The sequence below is a fragment of the Bradyrhizobium glycinis genome, from assembly GCF_016031655.1.
Classification (GTDB): Bacteria; Pseudomonadota; Alphaproteobacteria; order Rhizobiales; family Xanthobacteraceae; genus Bradyrhizobium; species Bradyrhizobium glycinis.
On sequence record NZ_JACCHQ010000001.1, the window covers coordinates 270,417 to 294,651 of the forward strand.

18 protein-coding genes and 1 riboswitch are annotated in these 24,235 nt (G+C 65.7%); of the genes, 16 read left to right on the forward strand and 2 right to left on the reverse strand.

Annotated features, from left to right (window positions below):
• Nucleotides 1-3 precede the first annotated feature (3 nt).
• Nucleotides 4-576 (reverse strand): histidine phosphatase family protein, encoded by a 573-nt coding sequence (locus HZZ16_RS01255; protein ID WP_197946657.1) that lies wholly within the window; start codon nucleotides 574-576, stop codon nucleotides 4-6.
• Nucleotides 577-648: 72 nt separating this feature from the next.
• Nucleotides 649-851, forward strand: a riboswitch (cobalamin riboswitch).
• A gap of 115 nt (nucleotides 852-966) precedes the next feature.
• Here HZZ16_RS01255 and HZZ16_RS01260 point away from each other — a divergent pair.
• The 8 genes from HZZ16_RS01260 to HZZ16_RS01295 all read left to right on the forward strand — a co-directional run bounded on the left by HZZ16_RS01260 (nucleotide 967) and on the right by HZZ16_RS01295 (nucleotide 13,503).
• Nucleotides 967-3,321: a TonB-dependent receptor gene (locus HZZ16_RS01260; protein WP_197946658.1), complete on the forward strand. Its 2,355-nt coding sequence runs from the start codon at nucleotides 967-969 to the stop codon at nucleotides 3,319-3,321.
• A gap of 9 nt (nucleotides 3,322-3,330) precedes the next feature.
• Nucleotides 3,331-4,764, forward strand: coding sequence for a PepSY domain-containing protein (locus tag HZZ16_RS01265; protein WP_197946659.1), 1,434 nt, complete (start codon nucleotides 3,331-3,333; stop codon nucleotides 4,762-4,764).
• A 460-nt stretch (nucleotides 4,765-5,224) separates the two neighbouring features.
• Nucleotides 5,225-7,234: a hydantoinase/oxoprolinase family protein gene (locus HZZ16_RS01270; protein ID WP_197946661.1), complete on the forward strand. Its 2,010-nt coding sequence runs from the start codon at nucleotides 5,225-5,227 to the stop codon at nucleotides 7,232-7,234.
• Nucleotides 7,231-8,811, forward strand: coding sequence for a hydantoinase B/oxoprolinase family protein (locus HZZ16_RS01275; RefSeq protein WP_197946663.1), 1,581 nt, complete (start codon nucleotides 7,231-7,233; stop codon nucleotides 8,809-8,811). The genes HZZ16_RS01270 and HZZ16_RS01275 overlap by 4 nt, the downstream gene beginning before the upstream one ends.
• 10 nt (nucleotides 8,812-8,821) lie before the next feature.
• Entirely contained in the window at nucleotides 8,822-10,117 is a 1,296-nt protein-coding gene (locus tag HZZ16_RS01280; RefSeq protein ID WP_197946665.1) for an aminotransferase class III-fold pyridoxal phosphate-dependent enzyme, read from the forward strand.
• Entirely contained in the window at nucleotides 10,114-11,790 is a 1,677-nt protein-coding gene (locus tag HZZ16_RS01285) for a long-chain-fatty-acid--CoA ligase (protein WP_197946667.1), read from the forward strand. Before HZZ16_RS01280 ends, HZZ16_RS01285 begins: the two co-directional genes overlap by 4 nt.
• A 115-nt stretch (nucleotides 11,791-11,905) precedes the next feature.
• Nucleotides 11,906-12,838: an N-carbamoyl-D-amino-acid hydrolase gene (locus tag HZZ16_RS01290; RefSeq protein WP_197946669.1), complete on the forward strand. Its 933-nt coding sequence runs from the start codon at nucleotides 11,906-11,908 to the stop codon at nucleotides 12,836-12,838.
• A gap of 5 nt (nucleotides 12,839-12,843) precedes the next feature.
• A complete protein-coding gene (locus HZZ16_RS01295; RefSeq protein ID WP_197946672.1) occupies nucleotides 12,844-13,503 on the forward strand; it encodes a flavin reductase family protein in 660 nt (219 codons plus the stop codon).
• Here the strand turns inward: HZZ16_RS01295 and HZZ16_RS01300 are convergent.
• Nucleotides 13,500-14,162: an aspartate/glutamate racemase family protein gene (locus HZZ16_RS01300; protein ID WP_197946674.1), complete on the reverse strand. Its 663-nt coding sequence runs from the start codon at nucleotides 14,160-14,162 to the stop codon at nucleotides 13,500-13,502. The genes HZZ16_RS01295 and HZZ16_RS01300 overlap by 4 nt on opposite strands.
• A gap of 56 nt (nucleotides 14,163-14,218) precedes the next feature.
• Here HZZ16_RS01300 and hydA point away from each other — a divergent pair, with 56 nt between their 5' ends.
• The 8 genes from hydA to nikE all read left to right on the forward strand — a co-directional run bounded on the left by hydA (nucleotide 14,219) and on the right by nikE (nucleotide 24,177).
• Nucleotides 14,219-15,688, forward strand: a complete 1,470-nt coding sequence (gene hydA / locus HZZ16_RS01305; protein WP_197946677.1) for a dihydropyrimidinase — start codon at nucleotides 14,219-14,221, stop codon at nucleotides 15,686-15,688.
• Between the two features lie 16 nt (nucleotides 15,689-15,704).
• Nucleotides 15,705-16,679, forward strand: a complete 975-nt coding sequence (locus HZZ16_RS01310; protein WP_197946679.1) for an NAD-dependent epimerase/dehydratase family protein — start codon at nucleotides 15,705-15,707, stop codon at nucleotides 16,677-16,679.
• A gap of 1 nt (nucleotide 16,680) precedes the next feature.
• On the forward strand, nucleotides 16,681-17,430 hold the full coding sequence (locus HZZ16_RS01315; protein WP_197946681.1) for an SDR family oxidoreductase: 750 nt from the start codon (nucleotides 16,681-16,683) through the stop codon (nucleotides 17,428-17,430).
• Entirely contained in the window at nucleotides 17,427-18,863 is a 1,437-nt protein-coding gene (locus HZZ16_RS01320; protein ID WP_197946683.1) for an NAD(P)-binding domain-containing protein, read from the forward strand. Before HZZ16_RS01315 ends, HZZ16_RS01320 begins: the two co-directional genes overlap by 4 nt.
• A 119-nt stretch (nucleotides 18,864-18,982) precedes the next feature.
• Nucleotides 18,983-20,602, forward strand: a complete 1,620-nt coding sequence (locus HZZ16_RS01325) for an ABC transporter substrate-binding protein (protein WP_197946685.1) — start codon at nucleotides 18,983-18,985, stop codon at nucleotides 20,600-20,602.
• A 28-nt stretch (nucleotides 20,603-20,630) separates the two neighbouring features.
• Nucleotides 20,631-21,665, forward strand: a complete 1,035-nt coding sequence (locus tag HZZ16_RS01330) for an ABC transporter permease (protein WP_197947254.1) — start codon at nucleotides 20,631-20,633, stop codon at nucleotides 21,663-21,665.
• Nucleotides 21,662-22,510 (forward strand): ABC transporter permease, encoded by an 849-nt coding sequence (locus HZZ16_RS01335; RefSeq protein WP_197946686.1) that lies wholly within the window; start codon nucleotides 21,662-21,664, stop codon nucleotides 22,508-22,510. The genes HZZ16_RS01330 and HZZ16_RS01335 overlap by 4 nt, the downstream gene beginning before the upstream one ends.
• A complete protein-coding gene (gene nikE, locus HZZ16_RS01340; RefSeq protein ID WP_197946687.1) occupies nucleotides 22,507-24,177 on the forward strand; it encodes a nickel ABC transporter ATP-binding protein NikE in 1,671 nt (556 codons plus the stop codon). Before HZZ16_RS01335 ends, nikE begins: the two co-directional genes overlap by 4 nt.
• Nucleotides 24,178-24,235: the final 58 nt, after the last annotated feature.

Genomic DNA, 24,235 nt, shown 5'->3' on the forward strand with positions numbered 1-24,235 from the left:
GGCTCAGGCCACGCGCTGGTTGACCGAGTCGACGCGCCAGCCGCCCGCGAGCCGGTCGATCCGGGTCAGCGACAGCGGATCGACCACGAAGCGCAGCGCGGCTTCCGGTGTGAGATCGAGTGCGATGCAGAGCGCGGCCCGGATGGTGCCGGAATGGACGACCAGCGCCGCAGAGCCCGCCCTAATCTGCGACAGGCCCAGGTGGACGCGCGCGACCTGATCCGCAAAGCTTTCGCCGTTCGGCGGCCGTCCGTGCGCCGGATCGCGCCAGACCTGCGCATAGGCCTCGCCGCCGGTCGCGGCGAGCTCGTCATGCCGATGGCCGGTCCAGTCGCCGAAATCCTGTTCGCGGAATTCGCTGACCAGCTCCGGTTCGAGCCCCAGCGCGCGCGCCGTCTCGACCGTGCGACGGGCCGGGCTGGCATAGCCGGCGACATCCGCGGGCAAGCGCTGCCTGAGAGCCGCCAATGCCGCGTGATCGCCGAGGTCGGCCCGCGCATCGGCCGCATGGATCGTCCCCGCTACGCCAACGACGGCCGCATGCCTGATCAACCAGAGGAAGGTCTCGCCTTCCATGCTCATCTCCAAGGAAGTTGGTTGCTGTGGCCACAACGCCGCAACTGGCACATTGACTCTGTCTTGGTGGTAATCCTAGATGCTCGCGACGGTTTTCCCGAGAGGGAATGAAAAGGGAATGCGGTGCGGGGAAAATTGTCCCCAATGCCGCGGCTGCCCCCGCAACTGTAAGCGGTGAATCCTTCGTCACGAGCCACTGGGTCCTCGGTCCCGGGAAGGCGACGAAGCGGTCATGACCCGCGAGCCAGGAGACCTGCCGTCAGCCGTGGTCACACGCGAAGATGTCGGTCGGGGAGTACAGACATTCGGCTTCATCGGACGGCTGCAAGGCCAAAGGTGAAACCTCGTTCGCTGTGACGTGCCACTGACGTCATACCGAGGTTTTGTACCGTGTCTTCCATCCGTATCGCACGACCGTGCCGCGTCCTGCTGGTTTCCGCCGCGTTCACGTCCTTCGCTCTCGGTCTGCCTGCCGCTCTGGCGCAGCAGGCCCGAGAGTCGCTGCCGCCCGTCGAGGTGTCGCCCGCCCAGGCGCGCAAGCCGGCCAAACCGGCAGCAGGAGTGGCGCAGAGCGCACGCCGCGCGGTAGCGCGCAGGCCGGCGGCAACATCCGCAGCGCCAAAACCTGTCACGGCGGATTCGACGCCGCAGACGCCGCTCAACAGCAATGCCGTTGCCGAAAGCGCCTCGCGGCTCGGCCTGACGGTGCGGCAGACGCCCGCGACCGTCGAAGTTGTCGCCGCCGAAACCATGCGCGAGCAGGGCTATCGCACCGTATCCGAGGTGGCGCAGGGCGCCGTCGGCGTCACCTCCGGCGACAACCCAGCCGAGCCTTCGGCCTTCTCCATGCGCGGCTTCACCAACAGCCAGATCAACACGCTCTACAACGGCATCAAGATCGGTCCGCAGAACATGACCTCGCGGATCGTGGATACCGCCAATCTCGAAGCGGTGGAATTGCTGAAAGGCCCGGCCTCGCTGATCTCGGGCGAGGGCGCCGCAGGCGGCGCCATCAACTTCGTCACCAAGCAGCCGCACACCGGAGCTGTCAGCAACGAAGCTGATTTTTCCTGGGACTCGCTGAATTCGTTCCGTGCCCATTACGGCTCCGGCGGAAGCACCAATGTACAAGGGCTGGACTATCGCTTCGACATCAGCCGTTCCACGCTCAACGGCTTTGCCGACGACACCAATGTCAAGACGTTCGGCACATCCGGCCAGCTCAACTACCGTATCTCCGACAGCCTCAGGATCTGGGGCGCGGTCGAGTATCGCGAAGACCGCTCGAAGGCCTATTGGGGCGCGCCGCTGGTGCCGGTGGCCTTCAGCGGTTCGCATGCAACGACGGGGATCGTCTCCGGCAATTACGTCTCGAACTACAACAGCACCAATCTTGGTGCTGTCACCATCGACGACCGCACCTTCAATACCAATTACAACGTCCTGGACAACCGCAACGTCGCCCAGGAGGTCTGGCTGCGCGGCGGCTTTGAGCTGAAGCTCGCGCCTGATCTGACGCTGAAAAGCCAGGCCTATGGTTACGGTGCCGAACGAACCTGGTTCAACAACGAGATCGAGGCGTTCAACTCCACCACGAACCTCGTCGATCGCGAGCGCTTCTATGTCGCCCACAGCCAGCGGCTGGTCGGCACCATCACCGACCTGATCTGGGACACAAATATTGCGGGCTTCGACAACCGGCTGGTCACGACGCTCTCGTCGAGCTACCTCGACTTCGTCAGGCCCGGCGCAGCAAACTTTCCCGGCGATTCCGTTTCACTGGTCAACCCCAACCGCGGCTTCTACGGCCTGCTCACGACACAGCAGCAGACCGCGCGCATCGACAACGAGGCGCTGTCATTCGAGGACCGGGTGAAGCTGACGCGCAGCTTCGCGCTGATCGGGGGGCTGCGTGTCGAGCATATCGGGCTCGACCGCAACTCGACCAACTCTGCGGGACTCGTGAAGGCGGGCTTTCCATTCACGAAAGACTGGGCGCCGGTGACGGGCCGCATCGGCTACACCTGGGAGGCCGTACCCGGCCTCACCTTCTTCAGCCAGTACGCCACCGGTGCCGACGTCGCAGCCAACAATGTCTTTTTGCTGGGGCCGACCCAGCCGCTCGACCTGACCACCGCGCGCACCTACGAGACTGGCGTCAAGCATCTGTTCTGGGACAACAGGGCGGAGTGGTCGTTCTCGGCCTACGACATCCTGCGCAAGAACGTCTATGCGGCGGCCGGCGGGCAGGCGCTCAACATCGCCGGGCGACAGGAATCCAGGGGCGTCGAGCTTGCCGCCTCCGTGCGCCTGATCGAGCCGCTGCGGCTGTGGGGCAACATCGCCTATGTCGATGCGCGCTATGCCGACTACAATTTTGCCGGCGGCTCGTTCTCCGGCAATACGCCGCCGAACGTGCCGCGTATCGTCGCCAACGCCGGCGCATCGTACCGGTTCTTCACGCCCTGGCCGGTGGAGCTCGGCATCACCGGTCGTCATGTCGGCGACCGCTACAACACCGATGCCAACGTCGTGACGATGAAGGCCTATACCGTGGCCGACGTCTATGCCTTCGTGGACATCCCCAAGACCGTGTTCAATGCGGTCGACCAGGCCCGCCTGACCTTCCGTGTCCGCAACATCGCCGACAAGCGCTACGCGATCTGGGGCGATCCGTTCTATCCCGACCAGATCCTGTTGGGCGCGCCGCGCACCTACGAGATCTCGGCCGCGTTCAAATGGTGAGGCCTTCGCATGATGGACGCGATCGTCCTCTCGCATCGCTGGCTCGGGATCGCGTTCTGTCTGCTGTTCGCCATGTGGTTCGCGACAGGGATCGTGATGCACTTCGTTCCGTTTCCGTCGTTGACGGAAGCGGAGCGATTTGCCGGACTCGTGCCGGCCGATCGCGACGAGGCGAGGATCTCGGTCGCGGACGCCGTTGCGGCGAGCGGGATTCCCGATGCCACGCGTGTTCGGCTGATCCGGCGGAGTGATGGACCGGTTTACGTCGTCTCGGGCCCCGCAGGCTTGCGAGCGGTCCGCGCCTCCGATGGAGCAGACGCGTCGGTGACGTCCGCGGATGTCGCGCTCAGGATCGTGCAAGCTTACTCACGTCAGCGCGGGCTCGACGCGCTACGCGCCGCGATTGCCGCGCGGTCGGACTACGATCAATGGAGCGTGCCGAACGGTTTTGATGGGCATCGCCCCTTGTTTCGCGCCGCTCTCGGCGATGCCCCTGGAACGGAGGTCTACGTTTCGTCGCTGACCGGCGAAGTCGTCCTGGATACGACGCGCAGCGAGCGCGCCTGGAACTGGGCCGGCGGCGTGCTGCACTGGATCTATCCGACGGTTCTGCGCAGCAGCTGGGCGCTGTGGGATCGCGTGGTCTGGACGCTGTCGCTGCTGGCCCTGATCGCGGCGTTGCTTGGCGCGGTGCTCGGAATCGTGCGGATCAGGTTTCGCAAAGGTCAAATCTCCTCGCCCTACCGTGGCTGGCACGCCCTGCATCACCTGATCGGCCTTGCGGCAACGCTGTTCGTGCTGAGCTGGATCTTCAGCGGCTGGCTGTCGATGGATCACGGCCGGCTGTTCTCGCGCGGGCAATTGACGCCGGCAGAGGCCGGCGTGATGAACGCTGTGCCGGATTGGCGAGAAGCTGCAAAGCTCGATCGCCTGCCATTGTCCCCCTCGGCTCGCGAGGTCGAATGGTTCGCCTTCGACGGCAAAGTCTATCGGCGTGATCGGATCGCCCTCGGCCACCAGACTTTGATCGGGGTACGAGACGCGCCGCGCGACGGACAGGCGGCATACCTGGCGATGGAGGAGATCGGGAATCTGACGGCACGCCTTGGCGCCGGCTGCACCGCTCCGTTCCCGCTCGCTGGCAACGAAAACTATCCGGCGCAATCCGCTATTCCGGGGGCTCCCGTCTACCGAACGACCTGCGGCGATCTCTGGTTCGATGTCGATGCCGCCGATGGCAAGGTGCTGCAAAGACTGGACCCGTCGCGGCGCGCCTATCGCTGGCTCTACAGTGCGCTGCACACGCTTGATTTCCCGATTCTGCTGGCTCATGCGCGGCTGCGTGACGCTCTCATTATCGGCCTCTGTACGCTTGGACTGATGTTCTCCATCACCGGCGTCGTCATCGGTTGGCGACGCTTGCGGGCCTTGCTCGCAGCCTGAGGCCGGTGATGTCCTCGCTTACTGACCGTACAATAAAGAGAGGCTGAGCCGACCTGCGTGCATAGCTCCTAATCAGTCATCTCTCCCGCACCGCGGTTCGATCGCCTGCAAATTAGACAAGCGGCCTTGGGGGATCCGGTTGCAATGCACCAGGCGCATCTATTTTGTCGAAGAATCCACGGGTGCGCAGCACATTCCGGCTTCGTATCCGTCTGCTCTCTTCGCGAGCAGCGCTGCACCAAAACGTGCACGATGCTGCGCCGCGCAATGCCGGTGGCTTGCTGGCCCGGTGGCTTGCGACAACCTCGACCCTATCCCGCGGCCATCGCTCTGTCGCACGCTTTCACGTGATGGCATGACAGGGAATGACGATGAGCGTGCTCGCTTTGGCATTGGACGCGGCGATGGCGGGGAAGGACCCGGCGTCCGATCCGGACGTCACGCGTAGCTGACTATGCAGATGAGCTACTCCGACAATCATTGGGAGGTCGGCACCGATATCGGTGGCACCTTCACCGACATCATCGCGATCCGGCGTGACTCCTCCGAGGCGCGGATCGCAAAAGTGCCGTCGCGCCCCGACGCACCGGTGCAAGCGATGCTGGAGGCGATCGAGGCGGTCGGCCTGCGCAAGAGCGAGGTCAAGCGCTTCGTCCACGGCACCACGCGCGTGACCAACGCGATCGTCGAGAACCGGCTGCCGAAGGTGGCGCTGGTCGCGACCGAAGGGTTTGCCGACGTGCTCGAGATCGCGCGCTACCGCCGGCGCGATCTCTACCGGCTCGACATTCCGCCGAAATCGCCGCCTCTGGTGCCGCCTGAACGCTGCTTCGGGCTTGCCGAGCGCCTCGACCATGAGGGGCGGGTGCTGAAGGCGCTCGACGAAGCGGAGATCGAGCGCCTGGTGGCGTGGCTGAAGGGGACCGGCGTTCAGAGCGTCGCGGTCGCGCTCCTCCACGCTTATGCCAATCCAGTGCATGAAAAGATGCTGGGCGAGCGGCTCAGGGGCGTCGTCGCCCATGTCTCGCTCTCGCACGAGGTCAATCCCGAGGCGCGCGAATATGAGCGAACCTCGGCGACGGTCTTCAACGCGGCCGCGATGCCGATCGCGGTGGAGTATCTCAGCGAGCTGGAGCAGCGGCTGCCGATCGGGCCCGGCCTGCAGGTGTTTCACTCCGCCGGCGCCATGGTGCCGATTTCGGCGGTGAAGCGGCGTCCGCTGGTGATGGCGATGTCGGGGCCGGCGGCGGGCGTCTCGGCTTCGGTCAGCATCGCGCGCCAGCTCGGCTGCTCGCGCATGCTGACCTTCGACATGGGCGGCACCACGACGGACGTGTGCCTGATCGTCGACGGCCACGCCGAAATGACCGACGGCCGCATGCTTGGGGACAAGCCGCTGCGCCAGCCGATGCTCGCGGTGCATTCGATCGGCGCGGGCGGCGGATCGATCGTGCGCAACGGTCCCGGCGGCCTGACGGTCGGGCCGGAGAGCGCCGGCTCCGAGCCGGGCCCGGCCTGCTATGGCCGTGGCGGCACGGAGCCCACCATCACCGATGCCAATGCCGTGCTCGGCTATCTCAATCCCGAGACCAAGCTTGGCGACCGCATCGGCATCGACATCGCGGCCGCAAAGCGCGTCATCGCGCCGATTGCCCGCGCGCTCGGGCTGAGCCTGACTGAGACGGCACTCGGCATCATCAAGGTCGCGAACGCGACCATGGCCCGCGCGCTCCGCCGCGTCACGGTCGAGCGCGGCATCGACGGACGCGACTGCACACTGCTGGCCTTCGGCGGCGGCGGCCCGATGCATGCCGCGGGCCTCGCCGATCTCTACGGCATTCCGGAGGTGGTCGTGCCCAGCGCCTCGAGCGCATTCTCGGCGCTTGGCTGCCTCACCGCCGATTTCAGCTTCCTGCAGCAGCAGACCCTTCGCGCTGCGCTTGACGGCATCGATCTCGCCCGCGTCTCGGAACGGATCGATGCGCTGATTGCCGACGCCTCGGCGCCGCTTCTCGCCAACGATGTTGCAAGAGCGGAGATCCAGATCGAGCTAGTGGCCTTGATGCGGTATGCGGCGCAGAACGACGCCATCCCGGTATCCTTCACGCTGCCGCTCGATATTGCCAGGCTGAAGCAGGATTTCCTGGCGCGGCATCACGAGCTGTTCGGCTATGCCACAGGCGAGCCTTGCGTGATCGAGTCCGTGCGGGTGCAGGCGCGTCGCCCGTCGACGACCATCGTGAGCCGGCCGGCGACTGCGGCGCGGGCGGTGTCTACGGCTACGCGCACTTGCTCGTTCGACGGCTGCCATGACGTGGCAACCGCAATCATCGACCGCGCTTCGCTCGCCGAAACCGTCGCTGGTCCCGCCATCATCGAAGACGCCTGGTCGACCGTGGTGGTGCCGCCGGGCTGGCAGGCGAGGCCCGATACATCAGGCAATTTGTTCCTGACGCGGAGGGCGGCATGAAGCTCGATCCGTTCGTCGTCGAGGTCATCAGGCACGGGCTCTCCGCCGCGGCGGAGGAGATGAGTCTCGTCATGACGCGTTCGGCGCGCTCACCGCTCTTGCGCGAGGCCGGCGACCTGTCATCGGCGATTACCGACGGCTACGGCGGCCTGGTCGGGCAGGGCCGCGACATCCCGATCCATCTCGGCGCGATGGCGTATACCATCCCCGAACTCTTGAAGGTGATGCCGCGCGATGGCCTGAACGATGGCGACGTCGTCATCTACAATGTCGGCGCGCTCGGCGGCAACCATCTCAACGACGTCAAGGTCGTGCGTCCTGTCTTCTTCGAGGGCGAGATCGTCGCCTTCGCAGTCAGCCTCGCGCATTGGCCTGACATCGGCGGCACCTGGCCCGGCAGCTATTTCGCCAAGGCAGTCGATACGTTCCAGGAGGCGATGCGGATTCCGCCGGTGCTGATCGCGACGTCGGCCGGCCTCAACACGCCGATCGTGCAACTGCTCAAGGCCAACGTTCGCGACGCCGAGTCCTGCGAGGGCGACCTTCTTGCCCAGATCGCGGCGACCAAGGCCGGCGAGAAGCGCATTGTCGAGCTCTGCCGCGAGCATGGCAAGGCGGTCTTCATGGCGGCGCAGTCGCGCCTGCACGACCTCTCCGAAATCGAGATGCGGGAAGCGCTGCGCGATCTTCCGGACGGCGTCTACGAGGGCGAGGATTATCTCGACGACGGCAGCGCAAACAATGCGCCGGCGCGCATCCATGTGAAGATCACCATTCGCGGGGATCAAGCGACCTTCGACCTCTCCGGAAGCTGCGATCGCGTCTCCAATTTTTGCAACACGACGCCGTTCATGGCGCGCTCGGCGGTCGCCTATGCCGCGCGCATCATGAGCGGACGCGACATGCAGCAGAATGCCGGCGCGCTGCGGCCGCTGACCATCATCACGCGCCCGGGCTCGATCCTCGAGCCCGGCTGGACCGCCTCTGTGGCCGCCGGCAATCACGAGACCTCCATGCGCATCGTCGATGCGATTTTCCGTGCCATGCAGGACACCATTCCCGAGCGACTGTCGGCGGGCGGGGCGACCACCGCGGGCGTGCTGTTCTTCGCCGAGCCGCGGCCGAACGGTTCCTGGAAGATGCTCTATGAAGTCCATGGCGGCGGCGAAGGTGCGCGGCACGATCGGGCCGGCACGTCCGCAACCCGCGTGCATCTGTCCAATACCTCGAACACGCCGGTCGAGGTGATCGAGGCGAATTACGCGATCCGGCTCGAGCAGCAGGCCATCCGCCGGAATTCCGGCGGCGCGGGCGCGCATCGCGGCGGTGACGGCTCCGTCCGCACCTACCGCATCCTGGCGCCCTCGATGCACCTGACCACGTGCGTCGAACGCATGGTGATGGCGCCCTGGGGCATGCAGGGTGGCGAATCGGGAAAGGCCTGCCGCATCGCGTTGGTGCGACAGGGCGCGAACGTCGCCATCGACGGCAAGTCGAACCTCGTCTTGCAGCAAGGCGATCTCGTCACGATCGAGATGTGCGGCGGCGGCGGCTACGGCGCCGTTCCGGCGGAGTGAGGCAGTGGCGATGAGCAGATTGTTGCGAACCGGGCTGAATGCGGGCGAGGCTGCGCCGATGGCCGTGGTTGGCGGCGAGGGCGTCTACTTTCAGCTTGCGGACGGCCGCAAGCTGATCGACGGCAGCAACACCGGCGGCGGTCTCGGCCACCGTCATCCCGCAATGGTGGAGGCGATCCGCCGTGCGGCAAATACGCCCGTCGTCAACGAAGGGTGGACCTGGGTCGGTCGCGAGCAGGCCGCCGACGATCTGATGGCCATCGCCTTCAAGGGCGAAGAGGACTGGGTCGGCGCGGTGCGCTTCTGCATCAGCGGTAGTGAGGCCAACGACATGGCGCTGTCGCTGTGCCAAGCGCTGACGCAACGTTCGGCGCTGGCAACGCGCGAGCGCGCCTATCACGGCATCACCGGCCTATCACGCAGCATGACGGTGCAGCCGCAATGGCATGGCGGACTCGCCGTGCACGCCGGCGGCTCGAAACTACCGGCACCGATGGCGCCGGTGCGGATCCTGCCGGCGCCGGATGGGGCGATCTATGGCGCGCCGGCCAATAATACCCCGCCCAGCGAATATCTCGCGGACGCCACGCGCCTGCTCGCGGACACGGCGGCGACGATCATCGACTACACGCAAGGCGGCATCTATTACGACGGCGCCTATCAGGACGAGGTCGCGCGCTGTGCGCGGCAGGCCGGCTCTTACTGGATTGCGGACGAGGTCGTCACCGGCGCGGGCCGCGCGGGCCGCTGGTTTGCGTTCCAGGGCGCGCAGAGCCGGCCCGACATCGTGACGCTCGGAAAGTCGCTCGGCGGCGGTGCGGCTGCTGTGGCTGCCGTCGTGGTGTCGAAAGACATCGTCGAGCGGCTGAAGGGCACAAGCTGGCAGAACTACGGTACGCTGCGCGGCCATCCGATCAGCATGGCTGCGGTGAGCGCTTATCTGAAGGTTGTCAGTGAGGACAAGATTCTGGACCACGTGCAAAGTCTGGAGAAGTTGTTCGCCCGCCGCCTGCTCGCGATCGCACAAAAGCATCCGAGCGTGCAGCGCCTGGCGGGGCAGGGGCTGCACTGGACGGTGGAGCTCCACGGCCCGGATTGGCGCACATGGCACGCCGACACCACCGAAGTACCGATCGCCTCGCGCGTCGCGGAACGCGCGCTGGAAGCCGGCGCCGTGATCGGGACCAGCGGCGAGCAGACCTCGCTGTTCCTGGCACCGCCGCTGGTGATGTCCGAGTGGGAGGCCAACCAGCTTCTGGACGCGCTCGACCACGGTCTTGACGTCGCTGACGAGGAGCACGGGTGAACCACACAACGTCCCTGGTGTCACCGGCCTGGCCGGCGGATGAGCCCTGGCATCTCGCGATGCCGGAGGGGACGCTCTACGACGCGCTGGTGCGTGCTGCACGTGAACGGCCAACGCATCCGGCGACAGTGTTCTACGGGGCGAGCCTGAGCTACGCCGAGCTGCGCGACCGGGTCGATGCCATGGCCGGCTTCCTGCAGCGTGTTTGCGACGTGAAGCGCGGCGACCGCGTGATCATCATGCTGCAGAACTCGCCGCAATACGTCATCGCCTATTATGCGGCGATGCGGGCGGATGCCGTGATCGTGCCGGTCAACCCCATGAACAAGACCGCCGAGATCGCGTATCTCGCAGCGGATAGCGGCGCCAGGGTCGCGATCATCGGCAGCGAGCTGAGCGATGTGTTTGCGCCGCTGGTCGGCGAGGCGATTACGCATGCGATTGTCGCGCAGTACCGCGACGAGGTTCCAGCCGCGACGCCCTACACGCTGCCATCATGCGTGACCGAAGCGCCGTCGGCAGTGCCGTCATCGCCGGCCTGGCACTCCTGGTCGCTCGCGATCGCGCAAGGCCCGCTGCCGGGTGCGATGGAAGCTGGGCCGGACGATCTGATGATCCTGCCCTATACCTCAGGGACAACAGGCAAGCCCAAGGCGTGCATGCATACCCATCGCAGCGCGCTGTTCACCGCCGTGTTGCAGGCGCGCTGGTACGGGCTCGATGGCAGCGACGTGATGACCGGCTTCATGCCGCTGTTCCATGTCGCGGGCATGCAGGGCTCGATGAATGCCGCCATCGTCTCCGGCGCAACGCTGCTGCTGATGGCGCGCTGGGACAAGGATCTGCTGCCGGATTTGTTCGAGACCTATGGCGTCACGTTTTGGAACGCCGCGCCGACCATGATCGTCGACGTCCTCGCCAGCGCCAGTTTCCGCGACAAATGCTTTGCCAAGCTCAAGGTGCTGACTGGCGGCGGCGCGGCGATGCCGACCGCGGTGGCCGAACGGCTCAAGGAGCGGTTCGGCCTCGACTTCGTCGAAGGCTACGGCATGACCGAGACGATGTCGCCGACGCATCTCAATCCGATGGCGGCACCGAAGCGGCAGTGCCTCGGCATCGCCGTGCACGAGACCGACGCCAGGGTGATCGATCCGGAAAGCCTGATCGAGCTCGACGATAACGTCGTCGGCGAGATCGTCGTGCATGGGCCGCAGGTGCTGCAGGGTTACTGGAACAGGCCGGAGGCGGATGCTGAAGCCTTCATCGAACGCGACGGCAAGCGGTTCCTGCGCACGGGCGATCTCGGCTACCGCGACGCCGACGGCTATTTCTTCGCGGTCGATCGCCTCAAGCGGATGATCAATGTCAGCGGCTTCAAGGTGTGGCCGGCCGAGGTCGAGGCGGCGATGTACCAGAACCGCGCCATCCGGGAATGCTGCATCATTTCGGCGCCGGACGGCTATCGCGGTGAGACCGTCAAGGCGCTGGTGGTGCTCGATGACGCCGCGCGCGCGACGACGTCGGAGGGCGACATCGTCGGCTGGGCACGCGGCGCGATGGCGAGCTACAAGGCGCCGCGCGCCGTCGTCTTCGTCGAGTCCTTGCCGCGCACCGCCAGCAACAAGATCAACTGGCGGCTATTGCAGGATGCCGAATGGGGGCGGACGGCATGAAAGCTGCTTGGCTGGAAAAACAGCGCGAGGCTGCGATATGCTGCGTGCGCCAACACGCCCCTGAAGCTGCGATCCCTAGCCTCGCCAAGAAATTCAAGAAATCAGGAATTCGCTGATGCGCATCGTCAATGTCGCCGCCGCCCAGATGGGCCCGATCCAGAAAGCCGACAGCCGCGAGGCCGTGGTCAAGCGCATGATCGCGCTGATGGACGAGGCGAAAGCGAAAGGCGCCGACCTGATCGTCTATCCCGAGCTGGCGCTGACGACGTTCTTCCCGCGCTGGTACGTCGAGGATCGCTCCGAGTTCGACATCTGGTTCGAACGCGAGATGCCGAACTCGGCAACCAGGCCGCTGTTCGAGCGCGCGGCGCAGCACGGAATGGCGATGAATTTCGGCTATGCGGAGCTGACGCCGGACGGTCATCATTTCAACACCGCGATCCTGACCGACAAGTCCGGCAGAATCGTCGGCAAATACCGCAAGGTGCATCTGCCGGGCCATGTGGAATACGACAGCAAGCGCTCGCACCAGCACCTGGAGAAGCGTTATTTCGAGCCGGGCGATCTCGGCTTCAAGGTCTGGCGCGAGCTCGGCGGCATCATCGGCATGGCGATCTGCAACGATCGCCGCTGGCCCGAGACCTATCGCGTCATGGGCCTGCAGGGCGTCGAGATGGTGCTGATCGGCTACAACACGCCGTCCGTGAATGCCGAGAAGCGCGAGGAGGGCGTCGAGAAGCGCTTGTTCCACAACCGTCTCTCGGTGCAGGCCGGCGCTTATCAGAACGCGACCTGGGTGGTCGCGGTGGCCAAGGCCGGCGTCGAGGACGGTCATCCCCTGTTCGGCGGCAGCCTGATCGTCGATCCCAACGGCGAGATCGTCGCCGAGGCCAAGACGGATGGCGACGAGGTTCTGGTTCATCCTTGCGACCTCGATGCCACGACGTTCGGCAAGACCACGATCTTCGATTTCGCCCGGCATCGCCGCATCGAGCATTACGGCCTGATCACCAGCCAGACCGGCGCGGTGCCGCCGCCGGAGAAGTGACGCCGATGGCTGACAAAGGCATCTCCTTGCGTGAGCTCGATCCGCGCGATCGCTACAAGCTGCTCTGCGGCGTGGTGGTGCCGCGGCCGATCGCGCTGGTGACCACGCTGGACGAGAACGGGGCGGTGAATGCCGCGCCCTTCAGCTTCTTCAACGTGTTCTCCGAAAGTCCCGCGCTGATCGTGCTCGGGCTCCAGCACAAGCCGGATCACTCGCCGAAGGATACCACCCGCAACATCCATCGCGACGGCGAGTTCGTGGTGCACATGGTGGACGAGGCGCTGTCGGTCGCCATGAACGACTGCGCGGTCGATTTCCCCTCCGGCGACAGCGAGGTCGCCGCGACGGGCCTGGCAACGCTTCCTTCGGTCGACGTGAAGGTGCCGCGCCTCGCCGCGGCGCCCTTCGCGCTGGAATGCCGGCGCCACGTCGTGCTGACCTTCTCGCCGGATCGCGAGCTGCTGGTCGGCGAGGTCTTGCGGGTTCACGCCCGCGAGGGCCTGGTCGATACCGCCCACATGTACGTCGATCTCGAGGCCTACCGGCCGATCGGCCGCATGTTCGGCAATCTCTACACCACGCAGCGCGACACGTTTGCGCTTGTCCGCGAGAGCCATGCGCAATGGCTCGCGCGCCAGGAAATCAAAGAGCTGAAGGACGCCTAGTGAGCCGAGAACCGCACGGTACCCAGCGCCATGGTGACGGCCGCCTGGGTCGGGTCGATGACGGGAATGCGCAGCTCGTCTTCCAGCGCACGGCGATGGCGCGCCATGCCGGCGCAGCCCATCACGATGGCACGGGCGCCGTCCTCGTCGCGCAGCGCGCGGCCGACCTCGATCATCCTGGCGAGCGTACCTTCGCCGGAGGCGGTCTCGGCGACGCTCATGTTCAGCGGCCGCTCGCCGGAAAAGCGGTCGGTCAGGCCCATCTGCCTGAGGTAGCGCATGTGACGCGGGATCGAGCGCTGCGCGATCGCGATGACGCCGAAGGTCTCCGCACGGGAAAGCGCCGTCAGCACGCCGCACTCGGCGATGCCGAATACGGGACGGTCGGTGCCTTCGCGGCAAACCTGCAGCCCGGGATCGCTGTAGCAGGCGATGACGAAGGCGGCCGAGCTGTTGTCGCTTTCGACCAGCTTTCGCAGCGGGATCGCAACGCTGTCGGCGTCCGCCTGGCTTTCAATGCCGAACGGACCCTCGGCCAGCGTCTGGCAGACCACTTCCGGCCCGCCCTCGAAATCGAGCGGCTTCAACGCATCCTCCAGCCCCTGCGTGACCTTGCGGTTGGAGTTCGGGTTGATGACGAGAATGCGCGGCCGGGACATGATGATCTTCCTGCGAGATTAAGCGAACGTGCCTTAAGCCTATCACGGAGTGCCTCATGACTGAACCCGCTTACGACCTGATCATCCGCGGCGGCCGCGTCGCCACCACGACCGACGTCTTCGAGGCCGACGTCGCCATCTCCGGTGAGACCATTGTGGCCATCGGCCGCGGGCTTCCGCCCGCAAAGCGCGAGATCGACGCGCGCGGCAAGCTGGTGCTGCCCGGCGGGGTCGACAGCCATGCCCATATCGAGCAGCTGTCGGCCGCCGGCATCATGAACGCCGATACGTTCGAGAGCGCCACCGTCTCTGCCGCCTTCGGCGGCACCACCACGGTGATTCCGTTCGCGGCTCAACATGTCGGCATGAAGCTGCCACAGGTGGTCGAGGATTATCACGCTTTGGCGAAGAAGGGTGCGGTGATCGACTACGCCTTTCACATGATCATTGCGGACGCGACCAAGGAGACGGTCGAGGAACACATTCCCGCGCTGGTGAAGCAGGGCCATTCCTCGATCAAGATCTTCATGACCTACGACCGCCTCAAGGTCGACGACGAGCCGCTGCTCGACATCCTGCTCGCGGCGCGCCAGTCCGGTGCGATGCTGTGTGCGCATGCCGAAAACCACGGCATCATCGCTTGGATGGTGAAGCGCCTGCTCGCACGCGGCTACACCATGCCGAAATACCACGCCGTCAGCCACGCCCGCGTCTCGGAGGCGGAAGCCTTCACCCGGCTGATCGGCATGGCGGCGCTGATCGACCAGCCGATCATGATCTTCCATGTCTCGACAGCCGAGGGCGCCAAGGTGATCCGCGACTCGCGCGGGCAGGGGCTCAAGGTCTTCGCCGAGACCTGCCCGCAATACCTGTTCCTGACCGCTGCTGATCTCGACAAGCCCGGAGCTGAGGGCGCCAAATGGATGTGCAGCCCGCCGCCGCGCACGCATGCCGATCAGGAGGCGCTTTGGCAGGCGCTCTCGCTCGGCGATCTCCAGACCATCTCGTCGGATCATGCTCCCTATCGCTATGACGAGACCGGCAAGCTGCGCGCCGGCCCCAATCCCAACTTCAAGCAGGTCGCCAACGGCCTGCCGGGCCTCGAGCTGCGGCTGCCGCTCTTGTTCGACGCGATGGTGTCGAAGGGACGGCTCGGCCTGGAGAAATTCGTCGAGCTGACCGCGACCGCGCCGGCAAGGATCTACAACCTGCATCCGCGCAAGGGCTCGATCGCGGTCGGCGCCGACGCCGATATCGCGATCTGGGATCCAAACCGCGAGGTCACCATCGCCGACGAGATGATGCACGACCTCGCCGGTTACACGCCGTTCGCGGGCCGCAAGCTCAAGGGCTGGCCGGTGTCGGTGCTCTCGCGCGGCGGCGTGATCATCGAGGGCAACAAGTGCCTCGCGAGCGCCGGCAGCGGAAAATTCCTGGCGCGCAGCGGCGGCGAGGCGGCCAGGCCGACCGGCCGGCTGGTTGCCGACATGGATCCCGAGCGGAATTTTGGGGCAAAGCTGCTGTGATGGTGGATCGCGCGCGATGAGGATCGTCATCTTCGGCGGCACCGGCTTTGTCGGCCTCAATCTCGCCGAGGTGCTGCTCGCGCGTGGGCACGAGGTGACGCTGTATGACCGGGCGGCGTTGCCGGCGAGTGCGCAGCGATCTCTGGCTGACTACGGCGCTCGGCTCACGAACGTGCAGGGCGATATCACCGACGCCGACATCATCGATGCCCTTATCGCAAAGGGTTGCGATGCGATCGTGCTCGGCGCGGCGGTCACGGCCGGCAATGAGCTTGAGCGGGCATCGCCGGCGCGCGTTCTCGAGATCAACGTTATGGCGCAGATCCCGATCCTGCAAGCCGCGATCCGCCATCGCGTTCGCCGCGCCGTCAATCTCTCGTCGGCATCGGCTTACGGCGCATCGGGCGAGCGGTTTGAGGTCCTCGACGAGGAAACGCCCTGCGATCCCGTTTCATTCTACGCCATCAGCAAGTTCACCTCGGAACGCTCCGTCGCGCGCCATGCCGAGCTCTTTGGCGGCGATTTCCTGAGCGTGCGGCTCAGCGCGGTGTTCGGCCCGTGGGAGCGGCCCGGCTCTGTGCGCGACACGCCGAGCCTCCAGTTTCAGATTCTCGCGGAGTTCACGCGCGGCGAGCCGGCGCTGCTTCCTGCGCCCGGCATCAAGGATTGGACCTACGCGCCAGACGCCGCCGAAGCCGTCGCCGTGCTGATCGAGGCCGAGCGGCCGCGGCATCGGCTCTACAATATCTCCAGCGGCGTGGCCTGGTCGGCGCTGCAATGGGGCGAGTCGTTCGCGGCGCTGCATCCCGGATTGGAGTGTCGCCTGGCGAAGCCGGGCGAGAAGACCTTCATCAAGCTCCATGGTGGCGATCGCGCGCCGCTCTCGGTCGCGCGGATGGCCGACGAATTCGGCTGGCGCGCGCGGTTCGGCTGCGCGGAGTCGGCAGCCGCGATGAGCGCCTGGTGGATGCAGCACAAGGAGGGGATCTGACATGCGGCTGCAGGGGCGCACGGCCGTCATCACCGGCGCGGGCTCGGGCATTGGCCGCGCCAGCGCAAAACTGTTCGCGGAGGAGGGCGCGCGCCTCGCGCTGGTCGATCGTGATGCCGCGGGCCTTCAGGAAACGCTGAGCCTGGTCAGCGAAGCAACGATGCATGTCGGCGATGTCGGCGATGCCGTCTTCGCCGAGACCGTTGTCGGTGACGTCGTGGCCCGGCACGGCCGGCTCGATATCCTGATGACGGCAGCCGGCTTCTCCTGCGGCGGCACGGTGCTGACGACGAGCCTGAAAGACTGGGATGCGGTGTTCCGCGCCAATGTCGGCGGCACCTGGCTGTGGGCGCGGGCCGCGGTGCCGCAGATGCAGCGGCAGAACAGCGGCTCAATCATCACACTGGCCTCGCAGCTCGCCATTGCCGGCGGCAAGGGCAACAGCGCCTATATCGCCGCCAAGGGCGCGATCATCAGCCTGACGCGGACCATGGCAGTGGATTTCGCAACGGACGGCATCCGTGTCAACGCGATCGCGCCCGGCGCGATCGACACGCCGATGCTTCGCCGCAGCTTTGCCCGTCACGCCAATTCCGAGCAAGTGCGTGAAGCCTCGCGCAACCGTCACGCCATGAAGCGATTCGGTCAGGCCGAGGAGATCGCGCAGACCGCGCTGCATCTCGCCAGCGATGCCTCGTCGTTCACGACCGGCACCGTGATGGTGGTCGACGGAGGCTGGCTCGCGGCATGAATGAGGCGCTCACCCAGCTCGAAGCCGACATTCACGCCGATCTCGCTCGGATCGCGCATCCCGGCGCGGCGTGGCTCGAGCCGAAGACGGGGCCAGACAGCAAGCCGGCGCTGGATGTTCTCATCATCGGCGCTGGTCAGTCCGGCATTGCCATCGGCTTCGGCCTGCTGCGCTCGCGCGTCAGCAACATCCTGCTGATCGACAAGGCCGAGGAGGGGAAGGAAGGCCCGTGGCTCACCTATGCCCGGATGCCGACGCTACGCAGCCCGAAGGACTACACAGGCCCGGATCTCGATATCCCGAGCCTGACTTACCAATCCTGGCACGAGGCCCGCTTCGGCAAGGCGAGCTGGCAGGAGCTCGGCCTGATCGCGCGCGAGCATTGGGCGGAGTATCTGCTCTGGCTACGTCGCATAGTCGGCTTACCCGTACGCAACGCTTGCGAGCTGCTGGAGATCGCGCCGGCGGCTGACGGCCTCCTCGCTGCGCGCGTGAAGCTGGCAGGAGAGGTCGAAACGCTCCATGCCCGCAAGATCGTGCTGGCGACGGGGCAGGAGGGTATGGGCGGTTGGATGATTCCGGAGCAGCTGGTGGATCTGCCGGCGAGCTCAGTTGCGACCGTCGCCGACGACATCGATTTCGCAAGCCTGCGCGGCAAGCGCGTGGCCGTCATCGGTGCCGGCGCCTCCGCCTTCGACAATGCGGCGACTGCGCTGGAGGCGGGGGCCGCCGAGGTGCACCTTTTGTGTCGCCGTGCCCAGATCCAACTGATCCAGCCCTATCGCTGGCTGACGTTCCGCGGCTTCCTGCGTCATCTCAGTGATCTCGACGATGCCTGGCGCTGGCGCTTCATGCGCAAGATCCTCGAGATGCGGGAAGGATTTCCGCAACCGACCTATGATCGCTGCGCGCGTCACGCCAATTTTACACTGCACGAGGCTGCGCCGGTCGAAGCCGCGCGCAAGACCGGCAAAGGCGTTGAACTCCGGACGCCACGCGGCGCCATCACCGCCGATTTCATCATCTGCGGCACCGGCATCGACATGAACTTTGCCGGCCGCGGCGAGCTCGCCCAATGTGCCGGCAACATCGCCACCTGGGCCGACCGCTACCAGCCGCCGGAAAACGAACGCAACGAACGGCTTGGCCGCTTTCCCTATCTCGCCGACGACTATTCCTTCACTGAGCGCGTGCCGGGAAAGACGCCGTGGATCTCCGATATCCATCTCTTCGCCATCGCCTCCACCATGAGCTTCGGTCCGTCGGGATCGTCGATCAATGCGATGACGACCGCCGTTCCAAAGCTGGTCCACGGCCTGACGCGCGGCCTGTTTCGCGCCGACATCGAATGCCACTGGGCTTCGCTCAGCGCCTATGACGTGCCGCAGGCCGTGGTGACGCGTCAGGCGCGAGAAATGGGGGAATCGCTGTGATCACCCATGCGCCGTCGCGACGTCGCGCCCCTCGAAATGTCCGATCGGACTGGCGCGCAACTTGCTTCCTTCTGAACTTGCCTTGCTGGCGTTCTCGCTCGAAATTCAGGGAAAAACCAATGCGTTTTGTGTCTTTCAGACTGGCGACCTCAGTTCTCGCTACCACCGCGCTGTTGCTCATCGCCGCCGCGCCGTCGCAAGCGCAAACGCGGGCAGAGACATTGCGTTACGTCACCGGCGCATCCGTCAACACGCTCGATCCCAACATTCCCGGCTCGACCCGCGAATCCTTCGCGCTGAGCATGAGCACCTATGACCGGCTGGTGGCATTCGGCCGCAAGCAGCTCAATGGCAAATGGGTGTTCGACCTCGACACGATCACCGGCGAGCTCGCGGAATCCTACGACGTCAGTCCCGACGGCCTGAAGATCACCTTCCGCCTGCGCAAAGATGCAAAGTTCCAGGACGGCTCGCCGGTCACGGCCGAAGACGTCAAGTGGTCGCTCGACCGCTGCGTCACCGCGCCGATCCTCGGCAAGGCGCAGCTGCTGACGGGCTCGCTGACGTCGGCCGACCAGTTCAAGGTGATCGATCCGCTCACCATCGAGGTGACGCTTCCGAAACCCGACAAGCTTGCGCTGCCCAATCTCGCCACCGTCTATCCGATGATCATCAACTCGAAAGTGGCGAAGGAGCACGCGACGGCCGACGATCCCTGGGCCACGGCCTGGCTGAAGGAGCACACCGCCGGCAGCGGCGCCTACGCGGTCGAGAGCTTCAAGCCGGGCGAGCAGGTGATCATCAAGCGCAATGAGGCCTGGAACCGCGGATCGCCCGGCAAGCCGGCGTTCTTCAAGCGCGTCATCATACAATCCGTGCCGGAGCCTGCGACCCGCGCCAACCTCGTCGAGCGCGGCGATGCCGATCTCGTGCTCGACCTGCAGGCGAGCGACGTGCAGTCGCTGGAGGCCAAGGGCAAGCTCAAGGTGATCTCGACGCCGCAATACAATGCGATCACCTACGTCTCGATGAATAACCAGATCCCGCCCTTCGACAACGTCAATGTCCGCCGCGCCATCGCTTACGCGCTGCCCTATGAGGACATGTTCAAGGCGGCGCTGTTCGGCCGCGGTTCGCCGCTATTCGGCGCGACCTGGGCGGACGGCAAGCCGGCGAACGGTATCTATCCGTTCCAGCAGCCGCTGAAGCTCGATCTCGACAAGGCCAGGGAATACCTCAAAGCCGCCGGTCTTCCCGAAGGCTTCTCGACCACCTTCAGCTTCAATGTCGGCCAGGCCGCGACCGCCGAGCCGATGGCCGCCCTCGTCAAGGAATCGCTCGCCAAGATCGGCATCAAGGTCGACATCCAGAAGCTGCCGGACGCGCAGATGTCGACGCAGATCAACGAGAAGAAGCTGCCGTTCTTCACCGAAGGTATCGTCGCCTGGCTGCCCTCGACCGACTATTTCTACCGCAACTTCTACACCGGCAGTCAGCGCTGGAATTACTCTTCGATCAACAACCCCGACCTTGCCGCGATTGCGCAGGAGGCCCGCTTCGAGCCGGATAAGACCAAGTACGAGGAAGCCGGCCGCAAGCTCAACGCGATGCATTTCGACCTGATGCCGCAGATCATGCTGTGGCAACCCAATCAGGACGCGGTGATGGCGCCGTCGATCGAAGGCTACACTTACGAGTTCCATCGCCAGGTGGATTATCGCGATATCAGCCGCAAGTGACATCCGCGGCCAGCAGGGACACTGAATGGTGACGACCGGTCTTGGTGCAACGATGGTGCGGGCGGGCAGGCGGCTCTTGTCGTCGCTGCCGGCGCTGTTCGGTGTGCTGGTTTTCACCTTCCTGTTGATGCGCGTCCTGCCCGGCGACCCCGCGGTGTTCTTCGCTTCGGGGCCCAATGCCGGCAAGGAGGAGATCGAGCAGATTCGCAAGCAGATGGGGCTCGACAAATCCGTGCCGGAGCAGCTCGTGTTCTACCTCTCCGACATCGGCCGCGGCAATCTCGGGCGCTCGATGATGACGGGGCAGCCGGTGCTGAAGGATCTGCGCGAGCGATTACCGGCTTCGCTGGAGCTCACCTTCGCCGCACTGCTGATCGCGCTGATCGCGGCCGTGCCGCTCGGGGTGCTGGCGGCGCTGCGGCCGGGATCGATCATCGATCACGGCGTGCGGCTGTTCTGCGCGCTCGGCGTCTGCGTGCCGACCTTCGTCTCGGGCCTGCTCTTGATCTACGTCTTCTACTATCTGTTCGGGCTGGCCCCTGATCCGACCGGGCGCATCGACGTCTTCACCTCGTTGCCGCCGCAGCGCACCGGCTTCCTCTCGATCGATTTCCTGCTCGCCGGCGACTTCGAGGGCTGGTGGGCAGCCTGCAGGCAGTTGATCCTGCCGGCGGTGAGCATGGCGCTGTTCGTGATCGCGCCGCTGGCGCGGATCACCCGCGCCTCGATGCTGGTCTCGCTCGGCAGTGATTTCGTGCGCACCGCGCGCTCAGTCGGATTGTCCTGGCGCAAGGTGGTCGTCACCTATGCGCTGCGCAACGCGATCCTGCCGGTTATCACCATCGCCGGCATCGTGTTCTCGACCATGCTGGGCGCCAACGTGCTGGTGGAGAAGGTGTTCTCCTGGCCGGGCGTGGCCTCCTACGCGCTCGACGCGCTGCTATCGTCCGACTATGCGCCGGTGCAGGGCTTCGTGCTGCTGATGGCCAGCCTGTTCGTGCTGGTCAATCTCGTCGTGGACATCTGCTACGGCATCGCCGATCCCAGGGTGTCGATCGAATGACCAGCGGCACACTCCGCCATTCGGTCTGGATCCTGCGCGGCAATCCGCTCACGGCGGTGGCCGCGGCCGGGGTGATGCTGTTCGTCCTGGTCGCGATCTTCGGACCGTGGATCGTGCCCTACGATCCCGTCGCCTCGAACGTGTCGGAGGCCTTGCTGCCGCCCAGTGCGGCGCATATTGCCGGCACGGACCAGCTCGGCCGCGACGTGTTCAGCCGTCTCATCATCGCCGCACGGCTCGACCTTGCCATCGCAGTCTCCGCGGTCGGAATCTCCTTCGTGATCGGCGCCGTGGTCGGCGCGTTCTGCGGCTATGCCGGCGGACGGCTCGATCGTGCCGTCGGCCGCTTCGTCGACGTCATGATGGCCTTCCCGCTGTTCGTGCTGGCGATGGCGATGGTCGCCGCTCTCGGCAATCGGATCGAGAACATCGTGATCGCGACCGCGATCATCAATCTTCCTTTCTATATCCGTTTCGCGCGCGCCGAGGTCCACGTCCGCCGCAATGTCGGCTGGGTCGAGGCCGCGCGCGCCTGCGGCGAGAGCCATTTCTCGGTGGTGCTGCGCTTCCTGCTGCCGAACATCCTGCCGGCGATGGCGGTGCAGATCTCGCTCAATCTGGGCTGGGCCATTCTCAATGCCGCCGGCCTGTCCTTCATCGGCCTCGGCGTCAAGCCGCCGACGCCGGAATGGGGCATCATGGTCGCGGAAGGGGCGCGCTTCATCTCGACCGGACGGTGGTGGCTGGTGGCCTTTCCCGGCCTTGCGCTGATGCTGGCGGTGCTGTGCTTCAACCTCCTCGGCGACGGGATGCGGGACATTCTCGATCCCCGGATGCGCACATGAGCGAGGACCTGCTCAGGATCGACGACCTCCACGTCGCGTTCTCGACGCGGCGGGGAACGGTCGAGGCCGTGCGCGGCGTTACGCTCACGGTGAAGGCCGGAGAGATGCTCGGCCTCGTCGGCGAGAGCGGCTCGGGCAAATCGGTCACCGGATTTGCGACGACGCGCCTGCTCGATGCAGCCGGCCGCGTCACCGGCGGCAAGATCCTTTTCCGCGGGCAGGACGTCACCAAGCTCCGCGGCGATGATCTGCGACAGCTGCAGGGCGCGGCGATGTCGATGATCTTCCAGAATCCGCGGGCGGCGCTCAATCCGATCCGCGCGATCGGCCTGCAGATCGCGGACGCGATCCTCACCCACAAGCGTATCTCGAAAGAGGCCGCGCGTGCCGAGGCGCTGGAGTTGCTGCGCGCCGTTCAGATCCGCGATCCCGAGGCGCGGATGAACGCCTATCCGCACGAGCTCTCCGGCGGCATGTGCCAGCGCGTCATGATCGCGATCGCGATCTCCTGCAATCCTGCGCTGTTGATTGCGGACGAGCCGACCACCGGCCTCGACGTCACCACTCAGAAGGTGGTGATGGATCTCCTGGCGGACATTGCGGCCGCGCGAGGCATGGCCACGATCCTGATCACGCACGACCTTGGCCTTGCGGCGCGCTATTGCCGCCGTATCGCCGTGATGGAGCGCGGCCGCATCGTCGAGGAGGCGAGCCCCAGTATTCTCTTCAGCGCGCCGCAGCACGCCTATACGAGGCGCCTGGTTGCGGCGTCGCCCACGGCGACGTCGCGGATCGAAGATCTCGTGACGGAGGAGGAGCGCGAGCGTTACGCCACTGTCGTCACCAAGCCCAGGCAGGAGCGAGCGCATGGCACGCCGCCGCTCCTGGAAGTGCGGAAGCTCGCCAAGCGTTTCGATCAGGGCTCTGCCGCGGTGGCCGACTTCTCGATGACGATGGCGGGCGGCGAGAGCGTCGGGCTCGTCGGCGAATCCGGCTCGGGCAAGAGCACAACCTCGCGCATGATCTGCCGCCTGATCGATCCGAGCGAGGGCGACATCGTGTTCGACGGGCAGTCGATCGGGCACGTGGCGGCGCGCGATTTCCACCGCTCGCCGTTGCGCAAAGACATCCAGATGGTCTTTCAGGACCCGAACGAGAGCCTCAACCCGCGCTTCACGGCGTTCGATTGCATCGCCCATCCCTTGATGCGGCTCGACGGCATGCGCGCGGGCGAGGCGCTGCGCAAACGGGTGGAAGAATGCGCCGAGCGGGTCGGGCTGCCGCTCGATCTGTTGCCGCGGTTTCCGCATCAGCTCTCCGGCGGGCAGAAGGCCCGCGTCGGCATTGCCCGCGCCATCGCCTGCCGGCCGCGGCTTCTGGTGCTGGACGAGCCGACCGCCGCGCTCGACGTCTCGGTGCAGGCGGTGGTGCTGCAACTGCTCGATCGCCTCAGGCGCGAGAACGACATTGCGCTGCTGTTCGTCAGCCATGATCTCAACGTCGTGCGCATGCTGTGCGACCGCACCATCGTGCTGCGCAACGGCGGCATCGTGGAGCAGGGCGAGAGCCGGGCGCTGTTCGATAATCCAAAGACCGACTACACGCGCAAACTGGTCGAGGCGATCCCCCACATCGAGACCGGGCCGACGCTGGCGGCCGCTCTTTGAGGCCGGGATCAGCCCAAATGGCGGTGAGATCCCGCTGGCGAAGCCGCATTTAGTGGCA